Raw genomic sequence first — 20,209 nt, 5'->3', positions numbered from 1 at the left:
CCCGGCGCCTGCGCCGGGTCTGCAAGGGGATAACAAGATGAACAAACGGAATCTGGTGGTGCTGGGTCTGACATTGCTGCTGAGCGCCTGCGGTTTCCAGCTGCGCGGCACCGGTGATGTGGAGTTCGGTCTCAAGGAAATCGATCTGCAGGCCCGCAACAGCTATGGCGAGACGGTCCAGCAGCTCGAAGCGCTGCTCGAAAGCAACGACGTGCGGGTTTACCCGGGGGCCAAGTACAGCCTCAACCTGGCCCGCGAGCAGACCCGCCAGCGCACCGCCAGCTACACCAGCTCGGCACGCAGCGCCGAGTACGAGCTGACCAGCACACTCGATTACGAATTCCGTGGCCCGCGGAACCTGCTGCTGCTCGAAGACAGCATCGAGGTGCAGAAGGTCTACGTGCACGACAGCAACAACCTGATCGGCTCGTCCCAGGAAGGCGACCAGTTGCGCCAGGAAATGCGTCGCGAGCTGCTTCAGCAGCTCGCCCTACGTATCCAGCGCATCACCCCGGCACAGCTCGACCGCCTGCAGCAGGAGGCCGAAGCCAAGGCCCGTGCCGAAGCGGAGGCCGTCGAAGCCGCCCGCCGCGCCCAGGATGCGCAACCGCAGCAGTCGCCCATCCAGCTACCCGTCCGCTGAGTCTGCACGGGGGCCTCGCGCCCCCGTTTCCGCACCCATGAAGCTCTCTCCCGCTCAACTCGGCAAGCATCTGCAAGGCACCCTTGCGCCCATCTACGTGGTCTGCGGTGACGAGCACCTGTTGTGTCAGGAAGCCTGCGATGCGATTCGCGCGGCAACCCGCGCGCAGGGTTTCAGTGAGCGTCAGGTCTTCCACGTCGAGACCGGCTTCGACTGGGGCCAGCTCATCGAGGCCGGCGCCAGCCTGTCGCTGTTCGCGGAGAAACGTCTGATCGAACTGCGCATTCCCAATGGCAAGCCGGGGGACAAGGGCGCTGCGGCGTTGCTGGACTACCTGGCGCGCCCGGCCGAAGACACGGCGCTGTTGATCAGCCTGCCCAAGCTTGATGGCAGCACGCAGAAGACAAAGTGGGCCAAGGCGCTGATCGACGGCAAGGACGTGCAGTTTCTGCAGATCTGGCCGGTAGACGCCGCGCAGCTACCGCAATGGATCCGCCAGCGGCTGGCCCAGGCCGGTCTGTCCGCCGATCAGGAAGCCGTCGAGCTGATCGCGGCACGGGTCGAGGGTAATCTGCTCGCCGCCGCGCAGGAGATCGAAAAGCTGAAACTGCTGGCCGACGCCGGCCAGATCAGTGCTGACACTGTGCAAGCAGCCGTAGCCGACAGCGCCCGCTACGACGTCTTCGGCCTGATCGACGCGGCACTCCACGGCCAGGCCGCCCACGCGCTGCACATGCTCGAAGGCCTGCGTGGCGAGGGCGTGGAAGCGCCGGTGGTCCTCTGGGCCTTGGCGCGCGAGCTGCGCCTGCTGGCCAATATCGCCCAGCAGTACGGGCAGGGCGTTCCGCTCGAGCGCGCCTTCAGCCAGGCACGTCCGCCGGTCTGGGACAAACGACGCCCGCTGGTCTCCAAGGCACTGCAACGGCACGACGCCGCCGGCTGGAGCCGCTTGCTGATGGCTGCACAGCGCATAGACGAGCAGATCAAAGGCCAGGCCGAAGGCGATCCCTGGATCGGGCTGGCCAATATCTGCCTGCAGCTGAGCGGTCGCCGGCTGGGCGCAAGCTGACAACGCCAGTCTGCTGGACATTTTTTGTACAAACCCTATGATGCCGCTGTCCGATACCGGGCTACTCAGGGATACGTCATGAGCACACGCAAGAAAAGAACGAACAAGGCCAAACGCCTGGTCGCGCAACCACTGTTCCGCCAGCGCCAGGAAACGCCAAAGAAAGGCAAAGGCAGCTACCGCCGCGAAGCCTCCCAGTCCACCAACTGGGAGGCTTCGGTCCTTCTGGCGGCCTGAAAACCCAACACCCCGAAAGCGTGATAATGTCTGCGGCCGACGACACCTTTCGAGAGTGGTGCATGTTTTACACCTTCGTTCCCGTTCTGCTGCTGCGAACGCTGGTCGCCGCCTCGGCGATGAGCCTGGTGGTCGCCTGTGCCGCCGAACCCCTTGCGCAGTCCTCCCTTGTCAGCAACGCACCCGCGCCCTCTGTCCAGCGTAGCGACAAGCCCGTCGTCGACGCGCCAGCAGAAGCCACTCATCTCAGCTTCAGCCAGTGGCGCGAGCAATTCCGTGCCGAAGCCCTGGAAGCGGGCATCTCCGCCACGACCTTCGACCGCGCCTTCGCCGGCGTGCAGCCCGATCCTGCGGTGATCGAAGCTGATCGCAGCCAGCCGGAATTCACGCGCCCCGTCTGGCAATATCTGGAAAGCGCGATTTCAGCCCAGCGAGTCCGCAGCGGACAACGCCTGCTAAACCAGCACGCCGCGACCCTGGACCGCATCGAAGCCCGCTACGGCGTCGATCGCGAGACCCTGGTTGCCGTCTGGGGCCTGGAGAGCAGTTTCGGCCAGATCATGGGCGACAAGTCGGTGATCCGCTCGCTGGCCACCCTCGCCCATGAAGGACGCCGTCCGGCCTTTGCCAAGAGCCAGCTGATCGCCGCGTTGGAAATCCTCCAGCACGGCGACGTGTCGCCGCAGCAGATGCGCGGTTCCTGGGCTGGCGCCATGGGCCAGACGCAATTCATCCCGACCACCTACAACACCCATGCGGTGGACTTCGACGGTGACGGCAAGCGCGATATCTGGAACAGCTCGGCCGACGCCCTGGCATCCGCTGCGCACTACCTGCAGGCCTCCGGTTGGAAGCAAGGTCAGCCCTGGGGTTTCGAGGTGCAGCTGCCCAGTGGCTTCGACTATGCCCTGGCCGATAGCGAGATTCGCAAGCCGCTGGCCGAATGGCGTCGCCTCGGCCTGCGCGGACTACCCCAAGGAGTGGACGAGGCCAATGCCAGTCTGCTGCTGCCTGCCGGCCACCGCGGCCCCGCGTTCCTGATCATGGACAACTTCCGCGCGATCCTGCGCTACAACAATTCCTCGGCCTATGCGCTGGCCATCGGTCTGCTGTCTGAGAACTTTCAGGGCAAGGGCCAGGTTGCCGGCAGCTGGCCACGTGGTGAGCAACCGCTCAGCCGCTCGGAACGCCTGGAGCTGCAGGAGCGCCTGGTCGCCCAAGGCTTCGACCCGGGCACGCCGGACGGCATCATCGGCGCCAATACACGCAAGGCCATTCGCGGCTTCCAGCAGCAGCTGGGTTGGCCGGCCGACGGCCATCCCACTCAGGAGCTGCTCGGTCGCCTACGCGCCCAGCCTTGAGCGCAGCCTGCGCTTCGAGCGGGGCGAAAACTCGGCAAACAAAAAAGCCCGGCATGATGGCCGGGCTTTTTCGTTATGGCAGGTCGCTTCTCAGTGCTTGACCGCCACCTCGTAGAGGTAGTCCGGTAGCGGATCGATGACCACTTGCTGCCCCTGATAGTGTGCCTGCACAGCCTCGCGCGGAACGACGCCATGGGGCACACGCTGATCGCCACCCAGCCGCTGGCGCGCTCGGTAATCGATCACACAGCCATCAGCCTCGACCCAGAAGTGTGGCGACAGCACCTTACCGTCCAACTCCACCTGCCCCAACATCGCACGATATGGAATGTGCTGCTTGGCCAGACGCGTCACCACCAGACGGCTCATCGCGTCGCACTCGACCTTGGCGGCATCCAGATCATCAAGCAGGTTCTTCAACTGGGGTTCGTTCATCTGCTGTGGCCCTCGGTTGGCCTCGTAGTGTAAACCGGGCCACTATAGACCAAAGTCTAATGCGGTGAAATGCCGCAATTTTCCTGCCAACGCTTCGGCTGCAGCCTTCGCCGACTACAGTGTGCGGGCAGAAAAAAAGCCGCGGAGGCAATCTTGATTACCTTCGCGGCTTCCTTTTCAACGGCAGAACGCCGGTACGGATCAGTCGTGCTTGGCGCCGTGGGCCTGCTGATCGGCATGGTACGAGGAACGCACCAGCGGGCCGGACGCAATGTTCTTGAAGCCCATCTTCATGCCTTCCTCGGCGAACCAGGCGAAGGTGTCGGGATGGACGAAACGCTGCACCGGCAGGTGATTGCGTGACGGCTGCAGGTACTGGCCGAGGGTCAGCATGTCGATGTCGTGCTCGCGCATACGCTGCATGACCTCGATGACCTCTTCATCGGTCTCGCCAAGACCGAGCATCAGTCCTGACTTGGTCGGCACGCCCGGCACGCGCTGCTTGAACTTCTCCAGCAGATCCAGCGACCACTCGAAATCCGACCCCGGCCGCGAGGACTTGTACAACCGCGGCACGGTTTCGAGATTGTGGTTGAACACATCCGGCGGCTCAGTGGCAGTGATATCCAGGGCGATTTCCATGCGCCCGCGATAATCCGGCACCAGGGTCTCCAGCTGAATGGACGGCGACAGCTTGCGGATCTCGCGCAAGCAGTCGGCGAAATGCTGGGCACCGCCGTCGCGCAGGTCGTCGCGGTCCACCGAGGTGATCACCACGTACTTCAGGCGCATGTCGGCAATGGCCTGGGCCAGGTTCTTCGGTTCGTCCGGGTCCAGCGCGTTCGGCCGGCCATGGCCGACGTCGCAGAATGGGCAGCGACGGGTGCAGATGTCGCCCATGATCATGAAGGTCGCGGTGCCGCTGGAGAAGCACTCGCCCAGGTTCGGGCAGGACGCCTCCTCACAGACGCTGTGCAGCTTGTGCTTGCGCAGGGTCTGCTTGATCTGGTCGACCTCCGGCGATACCGGGATGCGCACGCGGATCCAATCAGGCTTCTTCGGCAGTTCATCGGTGGGGATGATCTTCACCGGAATCCGCGCGACCTTTTCGGCACCGCGCAGTTTGACGCCGGCCTCTACCTTGGCCGGGCGCTTGCCTGCCGTTTCTACACTACTCATAAGCTTCGATTCCGCCCGCGAGGGTCTTCTGTTGCGCGTATCCGAGCTGCCGGACCAGATGATCACGCAGTCGATCGGCCACTTCAGAGATGTCGATCGGCCCGATCAGGTCACGCAACTGGGTCATGGGCAGCCCTGCATAACCGCAGGGGTTGATGCGCCGGAAAGGTTCGAGATCCATGTCCACGTTCAGCGCCAGGCCGTGGAAGGACCGGCCATTGCGAATGCGCAGGCCCAGAGACGCGATCTTTGCACCATCGACATAAACGCCCGGTGCATCCGCTTTGGCAGCCGCCTCGACACCATAGCCGGCGAGCAGATCGATCAGACTCTGCTCGATGCGACTGACCAGCTCCCGTACACCGATACCGAGTCGGCGTACATCCAGCAGCAGGTAGCCAACCAGCTGGCCGGGCCCGTGATAGGTCACCTGACCGCCGCGGTCCACCTGCACCACCGGAATATCGCCGGGGAACAGCAGATGTTCGGCCTTGCCGGCCTGGCCCTGGGTGAACACGGGCGGGTGCTGCAGCAGCCAGATTTCGTCGCCACTGGCGGCATCGCGCGTATTGGTGAAATGCTGCATGGCCTGCCAGGCCGCCCGATACTCGATCAGGCCGAGCTCACGCACACCCACTTCGTGGGTCATCACAGCACCATGTGGACACGACCAGTGGCCCGCAGGTCGACATGGATCGCCTGCAGCTGTTCGACGCCGGTGGCAGTGATCAGCACCTGCAGCGAAAGGAAGCGTCCGTTGCGGCTGTCACGGGTGACCACGGTGGTCTCGTCGAAGTCCGGCGCGTGGCGCTGGATGACTTCGATCACCACCTCACGGAAGCCTTCGCCCGCGTCGCCGATCACCTTGATCGGGTAGCGCTCGCAGGGAAAGTCGATCTTGGGTGCAGCGACATCTTGATTATCGGTCATGGCGTAACGGACTCGTGATCCGCACGTGCGCCGCGGCGGGATCAGCCGCGGCGCACGCGAGCGTGGTCAGTTGAACAGGCTGTAGAAGAACAGGCGAATGCTATCCCAAAAACGGCGGAACAGCCCACCCTCTTCAACCGTTTCCAGCGCCACCAGGTCGGTGCTACGCACGACCTTGTCATCCAACTTGACCTCGACCTTGCCAACGACATCGCCCTGCTGGATCGGCGCGGTCAGCGTACCGTTGAAGCTCATGACGGCTTGCAGCTTCTCCACTTGGCCGCGCGGCAGCGTCATGGTCAGGTCCTGGGCCAGGCCGGCCTTGAGCTTGCTCTGCTGCCCCTTCCAGACCTGGGCTTCGGCCAGCTCGGTGCCCTTCTGGTAGAAGGTGCGGGTCTCGAAGAAGCGGAAGCCGTACGTCAGCAGTTTTTGCGTTTCCGCGGCACGCGCCTGCTCGCTGTCGGTGCCGAACACCACCGAGATCAGACGCATGTTGTCACGCACCGCAGAGGCCACCAGGCAGTAGCCAGCCTCCTCGGTATGACCGGTCTTCAGACCGTCGACAGTCTTGTCGCGCCACAGCAGCAGGTTGCGGTTGGGCTGCTTGATGTTGTTCCAGAGGAACTCCTTCTGCGCATAGATGGCGTAGTGCGCCGGATCCTCGTAGATGATCGCGCGGGCCAGCTTGGCCATGTCGTTCGCCGAGGAGTAGTGCTCCGGATCCGGCAGACCGGTGGCGTTCATGAAATGACTATTGGTCATGCCCAGGCGCTGAGCCGTCGCGTTCATCAGGTCAGCGAAAGCCTCTTCGCTACCGGCGATATGCTCGGCCATTGCCACGCTGGCATCGTTGCCAGACTGAATGATGATGCCGTGCAACAGATCATCCACCGAAACCTGGGTATTGACCTGGATGAACATCCGGGAGCCACCGGTACGCCAGGCCTTCTCGCTGACGGTAACCATGTCGCTATCGCTGATCTGGCCCTTCTGTATTTCCAGGGTGGCGATGTAGGCGGTCATCAGCTTGGTCAGACTGGCGGGAGGCAGGCGCTCGTCACCGTTGTGCTCGACCAGCACCTCACCACTGGCCGCATCCATCAGCATGTAGGACTTGGCCGCCAGCTGTGGCGGTGACGGCAGGATCTGCGCCGCCCAGACGGTAGGAGCGACCGCCAGCAGAATCAGGACTAGGGAGCGTTGCACGAGGCTGGTGATGTTCATCCGAATCTCAAGTTAGTCAGGTAAAACAAGGCAAGAATTGCAGAAGGCTCAGTCGACCGCGACGCGGCGCGGCTGTCCGAGATTGGCCAGGCGTACGCTCTGCTCGAGCTGCAAGGCCTCATCCGGCGTGTCGATGGGTCCCAGCCGCACCCGGTGCAGGGTCTGCTGGTTGTGTACCACCGAGCTGATGAACACCGGTGCAGACACCACGCCGCTCAGCTTGTCCTTGAGCAGCTGCGCCGCATCCGGATTGGCGAAGGCGCCAACCTGGAGAAACAGGCCAGAGGCTGCGGGCGAAGCGTTTTTTTTTGCTTCGATTTCCAGCGGCACCGTCGCCGCGGCGTGCTGCTGCGGCGGCGGGGTGTACTGCTCGATCGGTTGCGCCATGTTGCTGGCCGGCTTGGCCGCGGCAACCTGCGGCTGCGCCATCATGCTGGGCACCGGTCGGCCCTGCTCGGCCCACCACTGTTGCGGATCGATCCCCTCGACCTTGACCTTGGCGGTGCCACGTTCGGCGTAGCCGAGCTTTTTTGCAGCGGCAAACGACAGGTCGATGATTCTGTCCGAGTAGAATGGCCCCCGGTCGTTGACGCGCAGCGTCACGGTGCGTCCGTTTTCCAGGTTGGTGACCTTTACATAGGTCGGCAATGGCAGTGTCTTGTGCGCTGCGCTCATGCCGTACAGGTCATACTTCTCGCCATTGGCGGTGGGCTGCCCGTGAAACTTGGTGCCGTACCAGGACGCCGTCCCGGTCGCCGAATAACGGCGTCCGTCGCTGATGGGGAAATAGGTCTTGCCGAGCACCGTATACGGGTTGGCCTTGTATGGCCCGTAATGCGGCATCGGCACCGCGTCCGGAATCTGCGAGACGTCCACGTCCCACCAGGGCGCGCCATCCTTGTGCGGACGAGCGTAATCACCTGGACCGCTGATGCCGCTGCCCTTGCTCGGCGTAGTGCTCGGTGCAGGAGTCGACGAGCAGCTCGCCAGCAGTGCTGCCGTCATGCTCAGGGCAAACACTCTTGTCCAGAGAAGGCTCATTGATCGCCTCGCGCTTCAGCCAGCTGCTGGGACAGCTGATGCACGGCCATGGCGTACATCACGCTGCGGTTATAGCGGGTGATCACGTAGAAATTCGGCAGGCCCAGCCAGTATTCATCGCCATCGGCACCTTCCAGACGGAACGCTGTGACGGCGGTCTCGTTGGCCACAGATTTGTCGAACTGCCAACCCAGGGCGCGCATCTCGCCGGCGTTCTTCTGTGATTCGAGGCCAACGGTCAGGCCTTCCTCGACACGCTCGCCGGAGACCTTGGCCCGCGCCACCACCGGTTCGCCGGCAGCCCAGCCATGCTGTTTGAAGTAACTGGCGGCACTGCCGATGGCATCGGTGGGGTTGTTCCAGATGTCGATATGGCCGTCACTGTCGAAGTCCACCGCGTAGGCGCGGAAGCTGCTCGGCATGAACTGCGGCAGGCCCATGGCTCCAGCGTAGGATCCCTTGAGCGTCAGCGGGTCGACCTGCTCCTCGCGGGTCAGTAGCAGAAACTCCTTGAGCTGCTGGCGGAAGAAAGGCTGCCGCGGCGGATAGTCGAAGCCCAGAGTCGACAGTGCATCGATCACGCGATGGCTGCCGGTGTTGCGCCCGTAGAAGGTTTCCACGCCGATGATCGCCACGATGATCTCGGCCGGCACGCCGTACTCGGCTTCGGCACGGGCCAGCGCCGCCTCGTTCTCGCGCCAGAAGTCGACGCCCTGGGCGACACGCGAGTCGGTGAGGAAGATCGGCCGGTATTCCTTCCACGGCTTGACTCGTTCGGCTGGCCGCGAAATCGCATCGAGAATGGCCTGCTTACGCTCGGCCTTTGCAAACAGCTCGTGCAGCTGCTCGCTGGCGAATCCGTAGTCGCGCGTCATTTCAGCGACAAACTCGTCCACGTTGGGACCGACGTAGTCAGCGGCCTGTAGCGGCAGGCTTCCCAGCACGGCACCAGCCAAGCCCACGCCCCCCAGCATTCGCACCACCCAACCACGCCGTAATGAAGTCAACAAATTCACTCTCGTCAAACCTGTGCGATCCACTTGCGATGGGTGTGGATCGACATCAAAACCCCGAACCCTGACAGCAGGGTCACCAATGAAGTTCCACCGTAACTGATGAAGGGCAACGGCACCCCCACCACGGGCAACAGCCCACTGACCATACCGATATTGACGAAAACGTAAACGAAGAATGTCATCGTCAAGGCGCCAGCCAGCAGTTTTCCGAACAATGTTTGCGCCTGCACCGTGATCACCAGCCCGCGCGTGATCAATAGCAGATAGACCAGCAGGAGCAAGCAGACACCGACCAGGCCGAACTCTTCGGCAAGCACGGCGATGATAAAGTCAGTGTGGCTTTCCGGCAAAAAATCCAGGTGCGACTGCGTCCCGGCCAGCCAGCCCTTGCCGAACACACCGCCCGAGCCAATCGCGGCCTTCGACTGAATGATGTTCCACCCCGTGCCCAGCGGATCGCTTTCCGGATCGAGAAAGGTCAGTACGCGCTGCTTCTGATAGTTGTGCAGGACGAAGTACCACATCGCCACGGCGATGGGCACGACCGCCGCCACCGCACCGATGATCCAGCGCCAGCGCAGACCGGCGATGAACAGCACGAACGCGCCGGACGCCAGAATCAGTAGCGAGGTGCCCAAGTCAGGCTGCTTGAGGATCAGCACGAACGGCACGAAGATCAGCGACAGGCTGATTGCCGTATGCTTGAGACTTGGCGGCAGGCTGCGGGTCGAAAGGTACCAGGCGATCGTCATCGGCATGATGATCTTCATGAACTCCGACGGTTGGAAGCGAATCACCCCCGGAATGTTGATCCAGCGCGTGGCGCCCATCGCCGTGTGCCCGACCACCTCGACCGCGACCAGCAGCGCCACCACGCCCAGATAGCCCAGCGGTACCCAGCGCGCCATGAAACGCGGCTCGAACTGTGCAATCACCAGCATGGCACCGAGGCCGAGACCGAAGGAAGTTGCCTGCTTGATCACCAGATCCCAGTTCTTGCCACTGGCCGAATAAAGAATGAACAGGCTGCCGGCGGCCAGTACCAAGAGCAGCACCAGCAGCAGCCCGTCGATGTGCAGGCGCTGCAGCAGGCTGGCGCGGCGGCGCAATACATCCTCGCGGGACAGGGTGCGGTCGAAATTGCCGCTCATGGCTTCTTCCCTTCGGCAGTCAGCGGCGGTGCGAACTCGGGCTTGAGCTTGCCCTCTTCGTCCAGCAACCAGGCATCCATGACCTGCTTGGCCACTGGCGCGGCGACACCGGAACCGGACTCTCCGTTTTCCACCATCACCGCCACGGCAATCTGCGGGTCGTGCACCGGCGCGAACGCGACGAACAGCGCGTGGTCGCGATGGCGCTCGGCCAGTTTGGCGCTGTCGTACTTCTCGCCCTGGCGAATCGCCACGACCTGGGCGGTGCCGCTCTTGCCAGCGATGCGATAGACCGAATCGTCTCCGACCTTGCGCGCCGTACCGCGCGCGCCATGCAGCACCTGCTCCATGCCGTGGGTCGCATAATCCCAGAAACGCGGATCGCGCAACTGAATGTCCGGAATCGGTTCCGGGTCCACCGGCGCCTTGCCACCGATGCTGCGCGCCAAATGCGGACGAATCCATTTACCGCGCGTGGCCACCAGCGCCGTGGCCTGGGCCAGCTGCAGTGGCGTGGCCTGCATGTAGCCCTGACCAATGCCGAGAATGACCGTCTCGCCGGGATACCAGGGCTGCCGGTAGCGCGCCCGCTTCCAGTCGCGCGAGGGCATCAGGCCTGCGGTCTCTTCGTACATGTCCAGCGATACCCGCTGACCCAGGCCGAATCGGGTCATGTAATCGTGCATGCGGTCGACGCCCAGCTTGTGCGCCATGTCGTAGAAGTAGGTGTCATTGGAACGGGCAATGGCCAGATCGAGATCGACCCAGCCGTCGCCACTGCGATTCCAGTTGCGGTACTTGTGCTTGACGTTGGGCAGCTGGAAGAAGCCCGGATCGAACACCCTGCTGGTCGGCGTGATCACCCCGGCATCGAGCCCGGCCACCGCCATCATCGGCTTGATCGTCGAGCCCGGCGGGTACAGGCCGCGCAGCACGCGGTTGTACAGTGGCCGGTCGATCGAGTCGCGCAGCTCGCCGTAGTCCTTGAAGCTGATTCCCGTGACGAACAGGTTGGGATCGAAGCTCGGCTGGCTGACCATGGCGACCACCTCGCCGGTGTCCGGCAGCAGCGCGACGATGGCGCCACGGCGCCCGCCCAGGGCCGCCTCGGCCGCCTCCTGCAGATCCAGGTCGAGCGACAGGGTGATGTCCTTGCCCGGGATCGGATCGGTTCGCTTGAGCACGCGCAGGACCCGCCCACGGGCGTTGGTCTCGACCTCCTCGTAACCGACCTGGCCGTGCAGCTCGTCCTCGTAGAACTTCTCGATTCCGGTCTTGCCGACGTGGTGCGTACCGCTGTAGTTGACCGGATCGAGCTGCTTGAGCTCCTGTTCATTGATCCGCCCGACGTAGCCGACCGAATGCGCGAAATGCGGCCCTTGCGGGTAATGACGCACCAGCTGCGCCGCGACCTCGACGCCGGGTAGACGGAACTGGTTCACCGCGATACGGGCGATCTGTTCCTCGGACAGTTCGTACATGATCGGCACCGGCTCGAACGGCCGCCGTCCCTGCAGCACGCGCTTCTCGAACAACCCGCGCTCTTCCTCGCCCAGTTCGAGAATCTCCACCACCGAGTCGAGCACGCCCCGCCAGTCGCCGGCACGTTCGCGGGTCACGGTCAGGCTGAAACTCGGCCGGTTGTCGGCGATGACCCGTCCCTGGCGATCGAAGATCAGCCCGCGGTTGGGCGGGATCGGCTGAACGTGGACGCGGTTGTTCTCCGACAGCGTCGAGTGATGCTCGAACTGCACCACCTGCAGGTAGTACATGCGCGCCACCAGCACGCCGATCAGCAGCAGCACGACGGCAAGCCCCACGATCACGCGTCGGCGTACCAGCACGGCGTCCTTTTCGTGATCCTTGAGCTGAATCGGTTGCGGCATATCGGAAGTGTTCGCGTACTACTTGTGATAGGGATGACCGGACAGCAACGTCCAGGCGCGATAGATCTGCTCGCCAATGAGAATACGCACCAGCGGATGCGGCAGGGTCAGCGGCGAAAGCGACCAGCGCTGCTCGCTGCGTGCACAGACCTCGGGTGCCAGTCCCTCCGGGCCGCCAACCATGAGATTGACGTTGCGCGCATCGAGCCGCCAGCGTTCCAGCTCGGCGGCCAGCTGCTCGGTGCTCCAGGGCTTGCCGTGCACCTCGAGCGTGACGATGCGCTCGCCCGGCTGCACTTTGCCCAGCATGGCCTCGCCTTCCTGGCGGATCAACCGCGCCACATCAGCGTTCTTGCCACGAGTGTTGAGCGGAATCTCGTGCAGCTCCAGCGGCAGCTCGGAGGGCAGGCGCTTGGCGTATTCCTGCCAACCGTCCTCGACCCAGCGCGGCATCTTCGAGCCAACCGCGACCAGCTTGATCCGCACAGCTTACTCCGCGTCGTGGACGTGCTGCGCGCGGCTCTGCTCGGCGCCCTGCCACAGGCGCTCGAGGTCGTAGAACTGGCGGGTCGGCACCTGCATCACATGCACCACCACATCGCCCAGGTCGAGCAGCGCCCATTCGCCGCCATCCAGACCTTCGCTGCCGAGCGGGCGTACGCCCTGCTCCTTGGCCTTCTCCAGAACGTTCTCGGCCAGCGACTTGACGTGCCGGCTGGAGCTGCCGCTGGCGATGATCATGTAATCGGTGACACTGGTCTTGCCGCGAACATCGATGGTGGTGATGTCCTGGCCTTTCAGATCTTCCAGGGCGGCGACCGCCAGCTGGACCAAAGCTTCAGTTTGCATAACGTGAAAACAACCTCAGTTCGACGCCCGGTACAGTCCGTGCGCGTTGATATAAGCCAGTACGGCATCGGGAACCAGGAATCGGACCGACTTGCCGCTGGCCAACAATTGGCGAATCTGTGTGGCCGATACTTCCAGCGGCGTCTGCCAGACGAAAGCGATCTGCCCTGCCCCACCGCACAGCGCCTGCGGATCGGTCACGCTGCGCGCCGCGAGCAGATCACGCAGTGCCTGCGGCGCCTCGGTGCCGGCATCCGGCCGCTGCAGCACGAGGATATGGCAGTAATCGAGCAGCTCCTCCCAGCGATGCCAGGTGGGCAGACCACAGAAGGCGTCCCAGCCCACCACCAGCAGCAGCTGGTCGTCGGCACCGAGCTCGGCACGCAAGGAAATCAGCGTATCGATGGTGTAGGACGGTCTTTCGCGCTCCAGCTCCCGTGCATCCACACACAGCGGCGGCAGGTCCTGCACCGCCAGGCGGACCATCGCCAGGCGATCCTGTGCCGAGCAATTGGGCGTATCGCGGTGCGGCGGCCGCGCATTGGGTATCAACCGCAGCTCGTCGAGCCCGAACATCTCGGCCACTTCGAGCGCGCCGCGCAGGTGGCCGATGTGCACCGGATCGAAGGTGCCACCGAGAATGCCGATGCGCCGGGCGCCGCCTGCGTGATTCATCAGGTACGGACGTGACCGTCGCCGAAGACCACGTACTTCTCGCTGGTCAACCCTTCCAGGCCGACCGGACCGCGCGCGTGCAGCTTGTCGGTGGAGATACCGATCTCCGCCCCCAGCCCGTACTCGAAGCCATCGGCGAAGCGGGTCGAGGCGTTGATCATCACCGATGCCGAATCGACCTCGGTGAGGAAGCGACGGGCGTCGGTGAAGTTCTCCGTGACGATCGCATCGGTGTGCTGCGAGCCGTAACGATTGATGTGTTCGATCGCCTCGTCCAGCGAGTCGAGGATGCGGACCGACAGGATCGGCGCGTTGTACTCAGTGGACCAGTCTTCTTCGCTGGCCTGCAGCACATCACTGCCGAGTAGCGCTCGCGTGCGCGGGCAGCCACGCAGCTCAACGCCCTTGTCGCGATAAATGGCGGCCAGGGGCGGCAGCACTTGCTCGGCGATGCCCTGGTGCACCAGCAGCGTTTCCATGGTGTTGCACGGCGCGAAGCGCTGGGTCTTGGCGTTGTCGGCGATGCGGATGGCCTTGTCCACATCCGCCGCGACGTCGACATAGACGTGGCAGATGCCGTCCAGGTGCTTGATCACCGGCACCCGGGCGTCGCGACTGATGCGCTCGATCAGACCCTTGCCACCACGCGGCACGATCACGTCGACATATTCCGGCATGCTGATCAGGGCGCCCACCGCGGCGCGGTCAGTGGTATCCACCACCTGCACGGCAGCAGCCGGCAATCCGGCTTCGGCGAGGCCGAGCTGGATGCAACGGGCAATCGCCTGATTGGAATGGATCGCCTCGGAGCCGCCACGCAGGATGGTCGCATTGCCCGACTTCAGGCACAGGCTGGCGGCGTCGATGGTCACGTTGGGCCGCGATTCGTAGATGATGCCCACCACGCCCAGCGGTACGCGCATCTTGCCGACCTGGATGCCGGACGGCATGTAGCGCATGTCGCGGATCGCGCCGATCGGGTCCGGTAGCGTGGCGACCTGGCGCAGGCCCTCGATCATGCCGTCGATGACCTTGGGCGTCAGTGCCAGGCGATCGAGCATGGCTGCATCGAGGCCGTTGGCACGGCCGCCGGCCAGGTCCAGTTCATTGGCCCGCACCAGCTCGTCGCGGGCAGCGTCGAGCGCCGCGGCGGCGGCCTGCAGGGCACGATTCTTCTGCGCCGTGCTGGCACGCGCAAGCACTCGCGAGGCCTCGCGCGCGGCGCGGCCCAGGCGGGTCATGTAGTCGAGTACGGACTCGGTCATGGATCTAGCTGGCCTGACTGAAGGGAAAGCGGCTGATTATAGCCGTCCCGGCAGCCTACGCACAGCGACGACGGGGCGAAAGGGCTCCGATCGCGCCCGCTCTGCATGACACCAGCGGGGTATTATCGGCGCACAGGAAACCCGCCGCCCTTTCGTCAGGTCGAAAGGCGACCCCGATCCAAGGAAGCATGCATGGGCCAGTGGCTCGACCCCCTTACTCAATGGCTGGCAAGCCACCCGCACTGGCTGGGCCTGGCACTGCTGCTCGTTGCCTGCATGGAGAGCCTGGCAGTCGTCGGCTTGCTGATCCCGGGTACCGTACTGACCTTTTCCATCGCCCTGCTGGCTGGTAACGGCGTCCTCACGCTCGGCGAAACCCTGCTGCTGGGTTTCATTGGCGGCCTGATCGGCGACCTGCTCTCGTATGGCCTGGGCCGTCGATACCATCAGGGCATACGTCGCCTGCCCGGCCTGCGCAACCATCCCGAGTGGCTGCTGCGCGCCGAGCATTACTTCCAGCGCTACGGCGTTGCCAGCCTGCTGGTCGGCCGCTTCATCGGGCCGCTGCGACCGATGCTACCGATGACCGCTGGCATGCTCGACATGCCCTTCGGCCGCTTCTTGCTGGTCAGCCTGTGCGCCGCCGCTGGCTGGTCGATGGCCTATCTGCTGCCCGGCTGGAGCGCTGGCGCGGCCATGCGCCTGCCGCTGCAGGAAGGTTTCTGGAGCGAGGCGGCGATCGTCGCAGGCGGCCTGCTGGTTCTGGCCGCCAGTACCGCGTACGGCAGCCTGCGCCAGCTGCGCTGGGTCAGTGCCCTGTCGGCAGCAGTCAGCATAGCGATCCTGCTCGGGCTGTTTTTCGGCTGGCCACATTTCAAGGAGCTCGACGAAGGACTGCTCGCGGTAATCCAGAGCGAGCGCAGCAGCGTGCTCGATCGCATCATGGTGGTCATCACCCGCTTAGGCGACTTCCACACCCAGCTCTGGGCCGGCGTCTTGCTGTGCGTGCTGCTCCTGATGCTGCGCCAGTGGCGTGCAGCAATCTTTTCCATCCTCACGCTGCTGGGCACGGCCACGGCCAACGGTGCGCTCAAGGCCTCCTTCGCCCGCGTTCGACCAGAGGTCTTGATGGAGCCGCTGAGCAGCTACAGCTTTCCCAGTGGCCACAGCTCGGCCGCGTTTGCCTTCTTTCTCACCCTCGGCGTACTCGCCGGTCGCGACCAACCACCGCGCCTACGCCTGGCCTGGCTGGTGCTGGCCAGCCTGCCGGCCACGGCGATCGCGCTGTCACGGGTCTACCTGGGGGTGCACTGGATGACCGACGTCACCGCCGGTGCACTGCTCGCGGCGAGCATCTGCGCGCTCAGCCTGACCCTGGTGCAATGGCGCGCCCCGATGGCAGCACTACCAGCCAAGGTATGGTGGCTGATCCTGCCCGCCTGCCTGGGACTGATCGGCGCGTTCAGCGTGTGGGCGCTGCCGGCCGCGATGCAAATGTATCGGTACCAGTGAGCATCTAGCGAAGGTGTGATCAGCTAGATTTCTGGTCACGAGCCAAGAATGTGCGACGTGTCGTTGCGCATATCACACCACCGGTGGTTAGTGCGCATCTAGCGCCGAGCAACCTTCCGACGTTGAGTTTCGGATAACTCAACAAGTGTCCAGGGAACTAGGATTAGTCCGATGCGAGAGTCACACCTTCTAACATTCAGCAGCCACGATGCCGTACCACTTTCCTACCGCCATTGGCCCGCGCTCTTGTCGGTAGAGACAACGAAAAGGCGGGCCGTCGTAATGTTCCATCGAGGACATGAGCATTCGGGTCGACTGGCCCACCTCGTTGATGAACTCGACCTTCCTGACTGTGATTTCTTTGCCTGGGATGCGCGCGGGCACGGTCTGTCGCCTGGCGCTCGCGGAGACAGCCCGAGCTTCGCGACGAGCGTGCGAGATGTGCAAACGTTCATTGAACACATCGGCTCGACCCACAACTTCGACGAGGAGGACTTAGCCATTGTCGCGCAAAGCGTAGGGGCAGTTGTCGTTGCGACATGGGCCCACGACTATGCGCCCAAAGTTCGCGCGCTGATACTGGCCTCACCGGCGTTCAGCGTGAAGCTGTACGTACCGTTCGCACGGGCGGCTTTGAGGCTGATACGAGCGTTTCGCGGCAACTTCTTCGTTGACAGCTACGTCAAGGCACGCTTCCTGACGCACGATCCCGCGCGGATTCAGAGCTATCAGCAGGACCCGCTTATTACCAAGGCCATTTCCGTCAACATGCTCCTTGGACTGCATGAAGCGGCGCGGCGCGTGGTTGCAGATGCGCAGGCGATCCAAATCCCGACGCAGCTCCTCATCTCAGGCGCGGACTTCGTCGTCGAGCGCAAACCGCAGGTGATGTTTTTCGAAAGACTCGGCTGCTTACGGAAAGAAAAACACCTTCTCCCGGCTTCTTTCACGACACGCTTGGTGAGCGAGATCGTGAACGGGCAGTAAGCCAGGCCCGTCGCTTCATTCTTCACAACTTTGATACGCCGACGGCACCTCCATCGCTCTTAGATGCGGACCGAATCGGCCCGATGCGTGCGGAAGCAGAAGCACTGGCCGCCCCTGTTGCCCCAAACTCAATACAAGAATGTTACTGGCGCGCCATGCGTGCAGGAATGCGCCTTGGTGCCCGGCTTTCCCATGGAATGAAGCTCGGCTTCGAGACCGGTTTCGATTCCGGCAGCACGCTCGATTATGTCTACAGAAACGAACCAGCAGGCCTGACTCTGCTAGGGCGCAAGATCGACCAGCTCTATTTGAATTCCATAGGCTGGCGAGCAATACGCCCGAGAAAAGCGCATGTAGAAGAGCTGTTACGCGGAGCGATAAGTCGGCTGCGAAGCACCGATCAGCCAGTACATATCGTAGACATCGCTGCCGGCCACGGTCGCTACATTCTTGAGGCAGTACAGAGCCTCGAAGAGCGCCCTGCTTCGATTGTTCTACGCGATTACAGCGACATCAACGTACGCGATGGTAGCGCCCTGATCCAGGCAAAGGGTTTCGAAGACGTCGCTCGGTTCATCAAGGCTGACGCATTCGATCAGGCCAGTCTGGCCTCACTCTCGCCGCGCCCAACGCTTGTAGTGGTATCGGGACTCTACGAGTTGTTCGGCGACAATCAGATGATCAGCCGCTCTTTGGCCGGCATCGCCGAAGCACTGCAACCGGGCGGTTACATCGTTTACACAGGACAACCCTGGCACCCACAGCTGAATCTCATCGCCCGAGTGCTGACCAGCCACCGAGATGGACAGGCATGGGTGATGCGGCGGCGTACCCAAGCAGAGATGGACCAATTGGTAGCAGCGGCAGGCCTGGTTAAAATCACCCAGCGCATAGACGATTGGGGGATCTTTACGGTGTCGTTGGCACAAAAGCCGCACTGACAAAGCCGACCCTTTTCTAGCGACACCAATTGGCCGGTGCGGCTCCAGGTCAAGTCGCCCAACACACGGGGCGACAGGCCTAAGCCCCGTCCTGCAATTGCTCGAGCAGGCTTTGAATCTGCTCCAACTGGAGATCCGGCTTGTCCAGCCTCAGCAACTCGATCTTCTGCGTGGCCTCGAATGGCAGCAGGTAAGCCAGCTGATTGGCCAGGGTGGCCTGATCGTCGACGGGGCCGCCGAGCCCCAGCGTCTTGACCATCGGATGCTGACCGAGCGCCTCGAGCAGTACCAGCAGGTCGGCGTGCCGCTCGTTCAGCGGTTGCAGGGCGGGCTCAGCGCGCCAGGCGACCTGGGCGACGGTCAGCTGATCGTCCTGCACTTCGGACGACTGAACATCGAAGCGTCGCCCGCCTTCCACGCGTATGCCCAACAGGCCATTGGACAATTGCTGCCAGTCGCGAATATGCGCCTCGCAGCCGATGCTGGCGAAGGCCGTTGGCGCCGCGCCGACTTCACGACCATCCAGAATGTGCACCACGCCAAAGCCATGACCAGCCTTTAAGCACTGGCTGACCATGTCCAGATAGCGCGCCTCGAATATCTGTAATTCGAGCGCACAACCGGGAAACAGCACGGTATCCAGCGGGAACAGCGGCAATCTCATGCGGACTCCATCACAGCAGCAGGGCGACCACCAGCGGCAACAGCACCGCGGTCAGCACCCCCATCAGACTCATGGCCAGCGCCGCGAAAGCACCGCACTCGTCGCTTTCCTGCAGCGCCTGCGCCGTGCCCACGGCGTGAGCGGTCAGCCCCAGCGCGATGCCGCGGGCTGCAGGATGCTGAACGCCAAACCGGCGCAACAGTTCCGGACCGATAATCGCGCCGAGCACACCGGTGATCATCACGAACACCGCGGCCAGGGCCACCACGCCACCGATCTGTTCGGCAACCAGCATGGCGATCGGCGAGGTCACGGATTTCGGCGCAAGGGTCATGAGGATCATCTCGTCGGCGCCGAACGCCCAGGCCAGGGCCATGCCCAGCGCCGTGGCGAATACGCCGGCGACCAGCAGGGTGACCACGATCGGCCCGAACAGCTCGCGGATGCGCCGCAGGTTGAGGTAAAGCGGCACGGCCAGGGCCACGGTGGCCGGCCCCAGCAGGATGGTCAGCCACTGGGCGCTGATGCGGTACTCCTCGTAGGCGATACCGCATGCCAAGAGGATGCCGACCACCAGCGCCATCGACACCAGCACCGGCTGTAGAAATACCCAGCGAGTCTTCTCGTAGGCGGCAAACGCCAGCTGGAACGCCGCCAGGGTGATGCCCACGCCGAACAGCGGATGGTGGATCAGCGCCTGCCAGGCCGCATACCAATGCAACTCGATCATGTCCCCTCCTGACGGCGCTGCTTGCGCCGGATCAGCGCCTGCATCAGCCAACCGGTGAAGACCAGCGAGATCACCAGCGAAATCACCAGCACGCCGATGATGGCCCAGAAATCGTCCAGGATCGCCTCGGTATAGGCCATCACACCCACTGCCGGGGGCACCAGCAGAAGCGGCAGATAGCGCAGCAGGCTACTCGCCGCCAGCTGAAGCGATTCGTTTGCCCTGCCACGCGCCAGCAGACCAGCGAACAACAGCACCATCCCAATGATCGGGCCTGGCAGCATGGGCAGAAACAGCACGTTCAGCACGGTGCCAAGCAGCTGGAATGCGACCAGCCAGGTCAGGCCTCTGAGCAGCATGGGAGCCTCCTGCAAAAATGCGGACAGTATAAGGGCCAATGCTGTCAGCTGCCCG

Annotated in this window: 21 protein-coding genes and 1 pseudogene; 6 read left to right on the top strand and 16 right to left on the bottom strand. The window is 63.5% G+C overall.

What is annotated here, in order from left to right; translation table 11 throughout:
* The first annotated feature begins 37 nt into the window (after window positions 1-37).
* The 4 genes from ACX1DW_RS19890 (at window position 38) to ACX1DW_RS19875 (ending at window position 3,310) form a co-directional block, all read left to right on the top strand.
* On the top strand, window positions 38-643 hold the full coding sequence (locus tag ACX1DW_RS19890) for an LPS-assembly lipoprotein LptE (RefSeq protein WP_458992232.1): 606 nt from the start codon (window positions 38-40) through the stop codon (window positions 641-643).
* A gap of 37 nt (window positions 644-680) precedes the next feature.
* Window positions 681-1,712 (top strand): DNA polymerase III subunit delta, encoded by a 1,032-nt coding sequence (gene holA / locus ACX1DW_RS19885; protein WP_458992231.1) that lies wholly within the window; start codon window positions 681-683, stop codon window positions 1,710-1,712.
* Between the two features lie 78 nt (window positions 1,713-1,790).
* Window positions 1,791-1,949 carry an alternative ribosome rescue factor ArfA gene (arfA, locus tag ACX1DW_RS19880; protein ID WP_102838758.1) on the top strand — a complete coding sequence of 53 codons (159 nt, stop codon included), beginning with the start codon at window positions 1,791-1,793 and terminating at the stop codon, window positions 1,947-1,949.
* A gap of 62 nt (window positions 1,950-2,011) precedes the next feature.
* Complete coding sequence (locus ACX1DW_RS19875; RefSeq protein ID WP_267935582.1) at window positions 2,012-3,310, top strand: lytic murein transglycosylase; 1,299 nt, start codon at window positions 2,012-2,014, stop codon at window positions 3,308-3,310.
* A gap of 90 nt (window positions 3,311-3,400) precedes the next feature.
* On the opposite strand, the gene ACX1DW_RS19870 is transcribed toward ACX1DW_RS19875, so the two are convergent.
* The 13 genes from ACX1DW_RS19870 to ACX1DW_RS19810 all read right to left on the bottom strand — a co-directional run bounded on the left by ACX1DW_RS19870 (window position 3,401) and on the right by ACX1DW_RS19810 (window position 14,961).
* Complete coding sequence (locus tag ACX1DW_RS19870; protein WP_063540855.1) at window positions 3,401-3,745, bottom strand: hypothetical protein; 345 nt, start codon at window positions 3,743-3,745, stop codon at window positions 3,401-3,403.
* A gap of 201 nt (window positions 3,746-3,946) precedes the next feature.
* Window positions 3,947-4,924 carry a lipoyl synthase gene (lipA, locus tag ACX1DW_RS19865; protein WP_110775742.1) on the bottom strand — a complete coding sequence of 326 codons (978 nt, stop codon included), beginning with the start codon at window positions 4,922-4,924 and terminating at the stop codon, window positions 3,947-3,949.
* Window positions 4,917-5,573 carry a lipoyl(octanoyl) transferase LipB gene (lipB, locus tag ACX1DW_RS19860; RefSeq protein WP_063540853.1) on the bottom strand — a complete coding sequence of 219 codons (657 nt, stop codon included), beginning with the start codon at window positions 5,571-5,573 and terminating at the stop codon, window positions 4,917-4,919. Before lipB ends, lipA begins: the two co-directional genes overlap by 8 nt.
* Window positions 5,573-5,854, bottom strand: a complete 282-nt coding sequence (locus ACX1DW_RS19855; protein WP_041015896.1) for a DUF493 domain-containing protein — start codon at window positions 5,852-5,854, stop codon at window positions 5,573-5,575. Before ACX1DW_RS19855 ends, lipB begins: the two co-directional genes overlap by 1 nt.
* Before the next feature lie 66 nt (window positions 5,855-5,920).
* Complete coding sequence (locus ACX1DW_RS19850) at window positions 5,921-7,078, bottom strand: D-alanyl-D-alanine carboxypeptidase family protein (RefSeq protein ID WP_110775741.1); 1,158 nt, start codon at window positions 7,076-7,078, stop codon at window positions 5,921-5,923.
* A 48-nt stretch (window positions 7,079-7,126) separates the two neighbouring features.
* A complete protein-coding gene (locus ACX1DW_RS19845) occupies window positions 7,127-8,119 on the bottom strand; it encodes a septal ring lytic transglycosylase RlpA family protein (protein WP_102838763.1) in 993 nt (330 codons plus the stop codon).
* On the bottom strand, window positions 8,116-9,093 hold the full coding sequence (gene mltB, locus ACX1DW_RS19840; protein ID WP_152481816.1) for a lytic murein transglycosylase B: 978 nt from the start codon (window positions 9,091-9,093) through the stop codon (window positions 8,116-8,118). Before mltB ends, ACX1DW_RS19845 begins: the two co-directional genes overlap by 4 nt.
* A 47-nt stretch (window positions 9,094-9,140) precedes the next feature.
* A complete protein-coding gene (rodA, locus tag ACX1DW_RS19835) occupies window positions 9,141-10,286 on the bottom strand; it encodes a rod shape-determining protein RodA (RefSeq protein WP_063540849.1) in 1,146 nt (381 codons plus the stop codon).
* Window positions 10,283-12,172, bottom strand: a complete 1,890-nt coding sequence (mrdA, locus tag ACX1DW_RS19830) for a penicillin-binding protein 2 (RefSeq protein WP_458992230.1) — start codon at window positions 12,170-12,172, stop codon at window positions 10,283-10,285. The genes rodA and mrdA overlap by 4 nt, the downstream gene beginning before the upstream one ends.
* Window positions 12,173-12,190: 18 nt before the next feature.
* The gene (gene rlmH, locus ACX1DW_RS19825; RefSeq protein WP_063540847.1) at window positions 12,191-12,658 is read right to left on the bottom strand and encodes a 23S rRNA (pseudouridine(1915)-N(3))-methyltransferase RlmH; all 468 of its coding nucleotides are present in this window, start codon (window positions 12,656-12,658) and stop codon (window positions 12,191-12,193) included.
* Between the two features lie 3 nt (window positions 12,659-12,661).
* Window positions 12,662-13,021: a ribosome silencing factor gene (gene rsfS / locus ACX1DW_RS19820; protein ID WP_458992229.1), complete on the bottom strand. Its 360-nt coding sequence runs from the start codon at window positions 13,019-13,021 to the stop codon at window positions 12,662-12,664.
* 15 nt (window positions 13,022-13,036) lie between these two features.
* Window positions 13,037-13,696, bottom strand: a complete 660-nt coding sequence (gene nadD, locus ACX1DW_RS19815; RefSeq protein ID WP_110775731.1) for a nicotinate-nucleotide adenylyltransferase — start codon at window positions 13,694-13,696, stop codon at window positions 13,037-13,039.
* Window positions 13,696-14,961: a glutamate-5-semialdehyde dehydrogenase gene (locus ACX1DW_RS19810; protein ID WP_102838769.1), complete on the bottom strand. Its 1,266-nt coding sequence runs from the start codon at window positions 14,959-14,961 to the stop codon at window positions 13,696-13,698. The genes nadD and ACX1DW_RS19810 overlap by 1 nt, the downstream gene beginning before the upstream one ends.
* A 192-nt stretch (window positions 14,962-15,153) precedes the next feature.
* On the opposite strand from ACX1DW_RS19810, the gene ACX1DW_RS19805 reads away from it, so the two are divergent.
* On the top strand, window positions 15,154-16,473 hold the full coding sequence (locus ACX1DW_RS19805; protein WP_208216837.1) for a bifunctional DedA family/phosphatase PAP2 family protein: 1,320 nt from the start codon (window positions 15,154-15,156) through the stop codon (window positions 16,471-16,473).
* Between the two features lie 171 nt (window positions 16,474-16,644).
* Window positions 16,645-18,401, top strand: a pseudogene (locus ACX1DW_RS19800) (bifunctional alpha/beta hydrolase/class I SAM-dependent methyltransferase).
* Between the two features lie 79 nt (window positions 18,402-18,480).
* Here the strand turns inward: ACX1DW_RS19800 and ACX1DW_RS19795 are convergent.
* Genes ACX1DW_RS19795 through ACX1DW_RS19785 form a run of 3 tightly spaced genes read right to left on the bottom strand, consistent with a single transcriptional unit; the run spans window position 18,481 to window position 20,154 of the window.
* Window positions 18,481-19,065: an LON peptidase substrate-binding domain-containing protein gene (locus ACX1DW_RS19795; protein WP_152481819.1), complete on the bottom strand. Its 585-nt coding sequence runs from the start codon at window positions 19,063-19,065 to the stop codon at window positions 18,481-18,483.
* A gap of 10 nt (window positions 19,066-19,075) precedes the next feature.
* On the bottom strand, window positions 19,076-19,795 hold the full coding sequence (locus tag ACX1DW_RS19790; protein WP_125867086.1) for an LrgB family protein: 720 nt from the start codon (window positions 19,793-19,795) through the stop codon (window positions 19,076-19,078).
* Complete coding sequence (locus ACX1DW_RS19785; RefSeq protein WP_458992228.1) at window positions 19,792-20,154, bottom strand: CidA/LrgA family protein; 363 nt, start codon at window positions 20,152-20,154, stop codon at window positions 19,792-19,794. Before ACX1DW_RS19785 ends, ACX1DW_RS19790 begins: the two co-directional genes overlap by 4 nt.
* Window positions 20,155-20,209 lie beyond the last annotated feature (55 nt).

The organism is Stutzerimonas sp. KH-1, assembly GCF_054483855.1.
The sequence above is the reverse complement of the archived record's forward strand: the minus strand, read 5'-3'. Positions and strand labels throughout refer to the sequence as shown.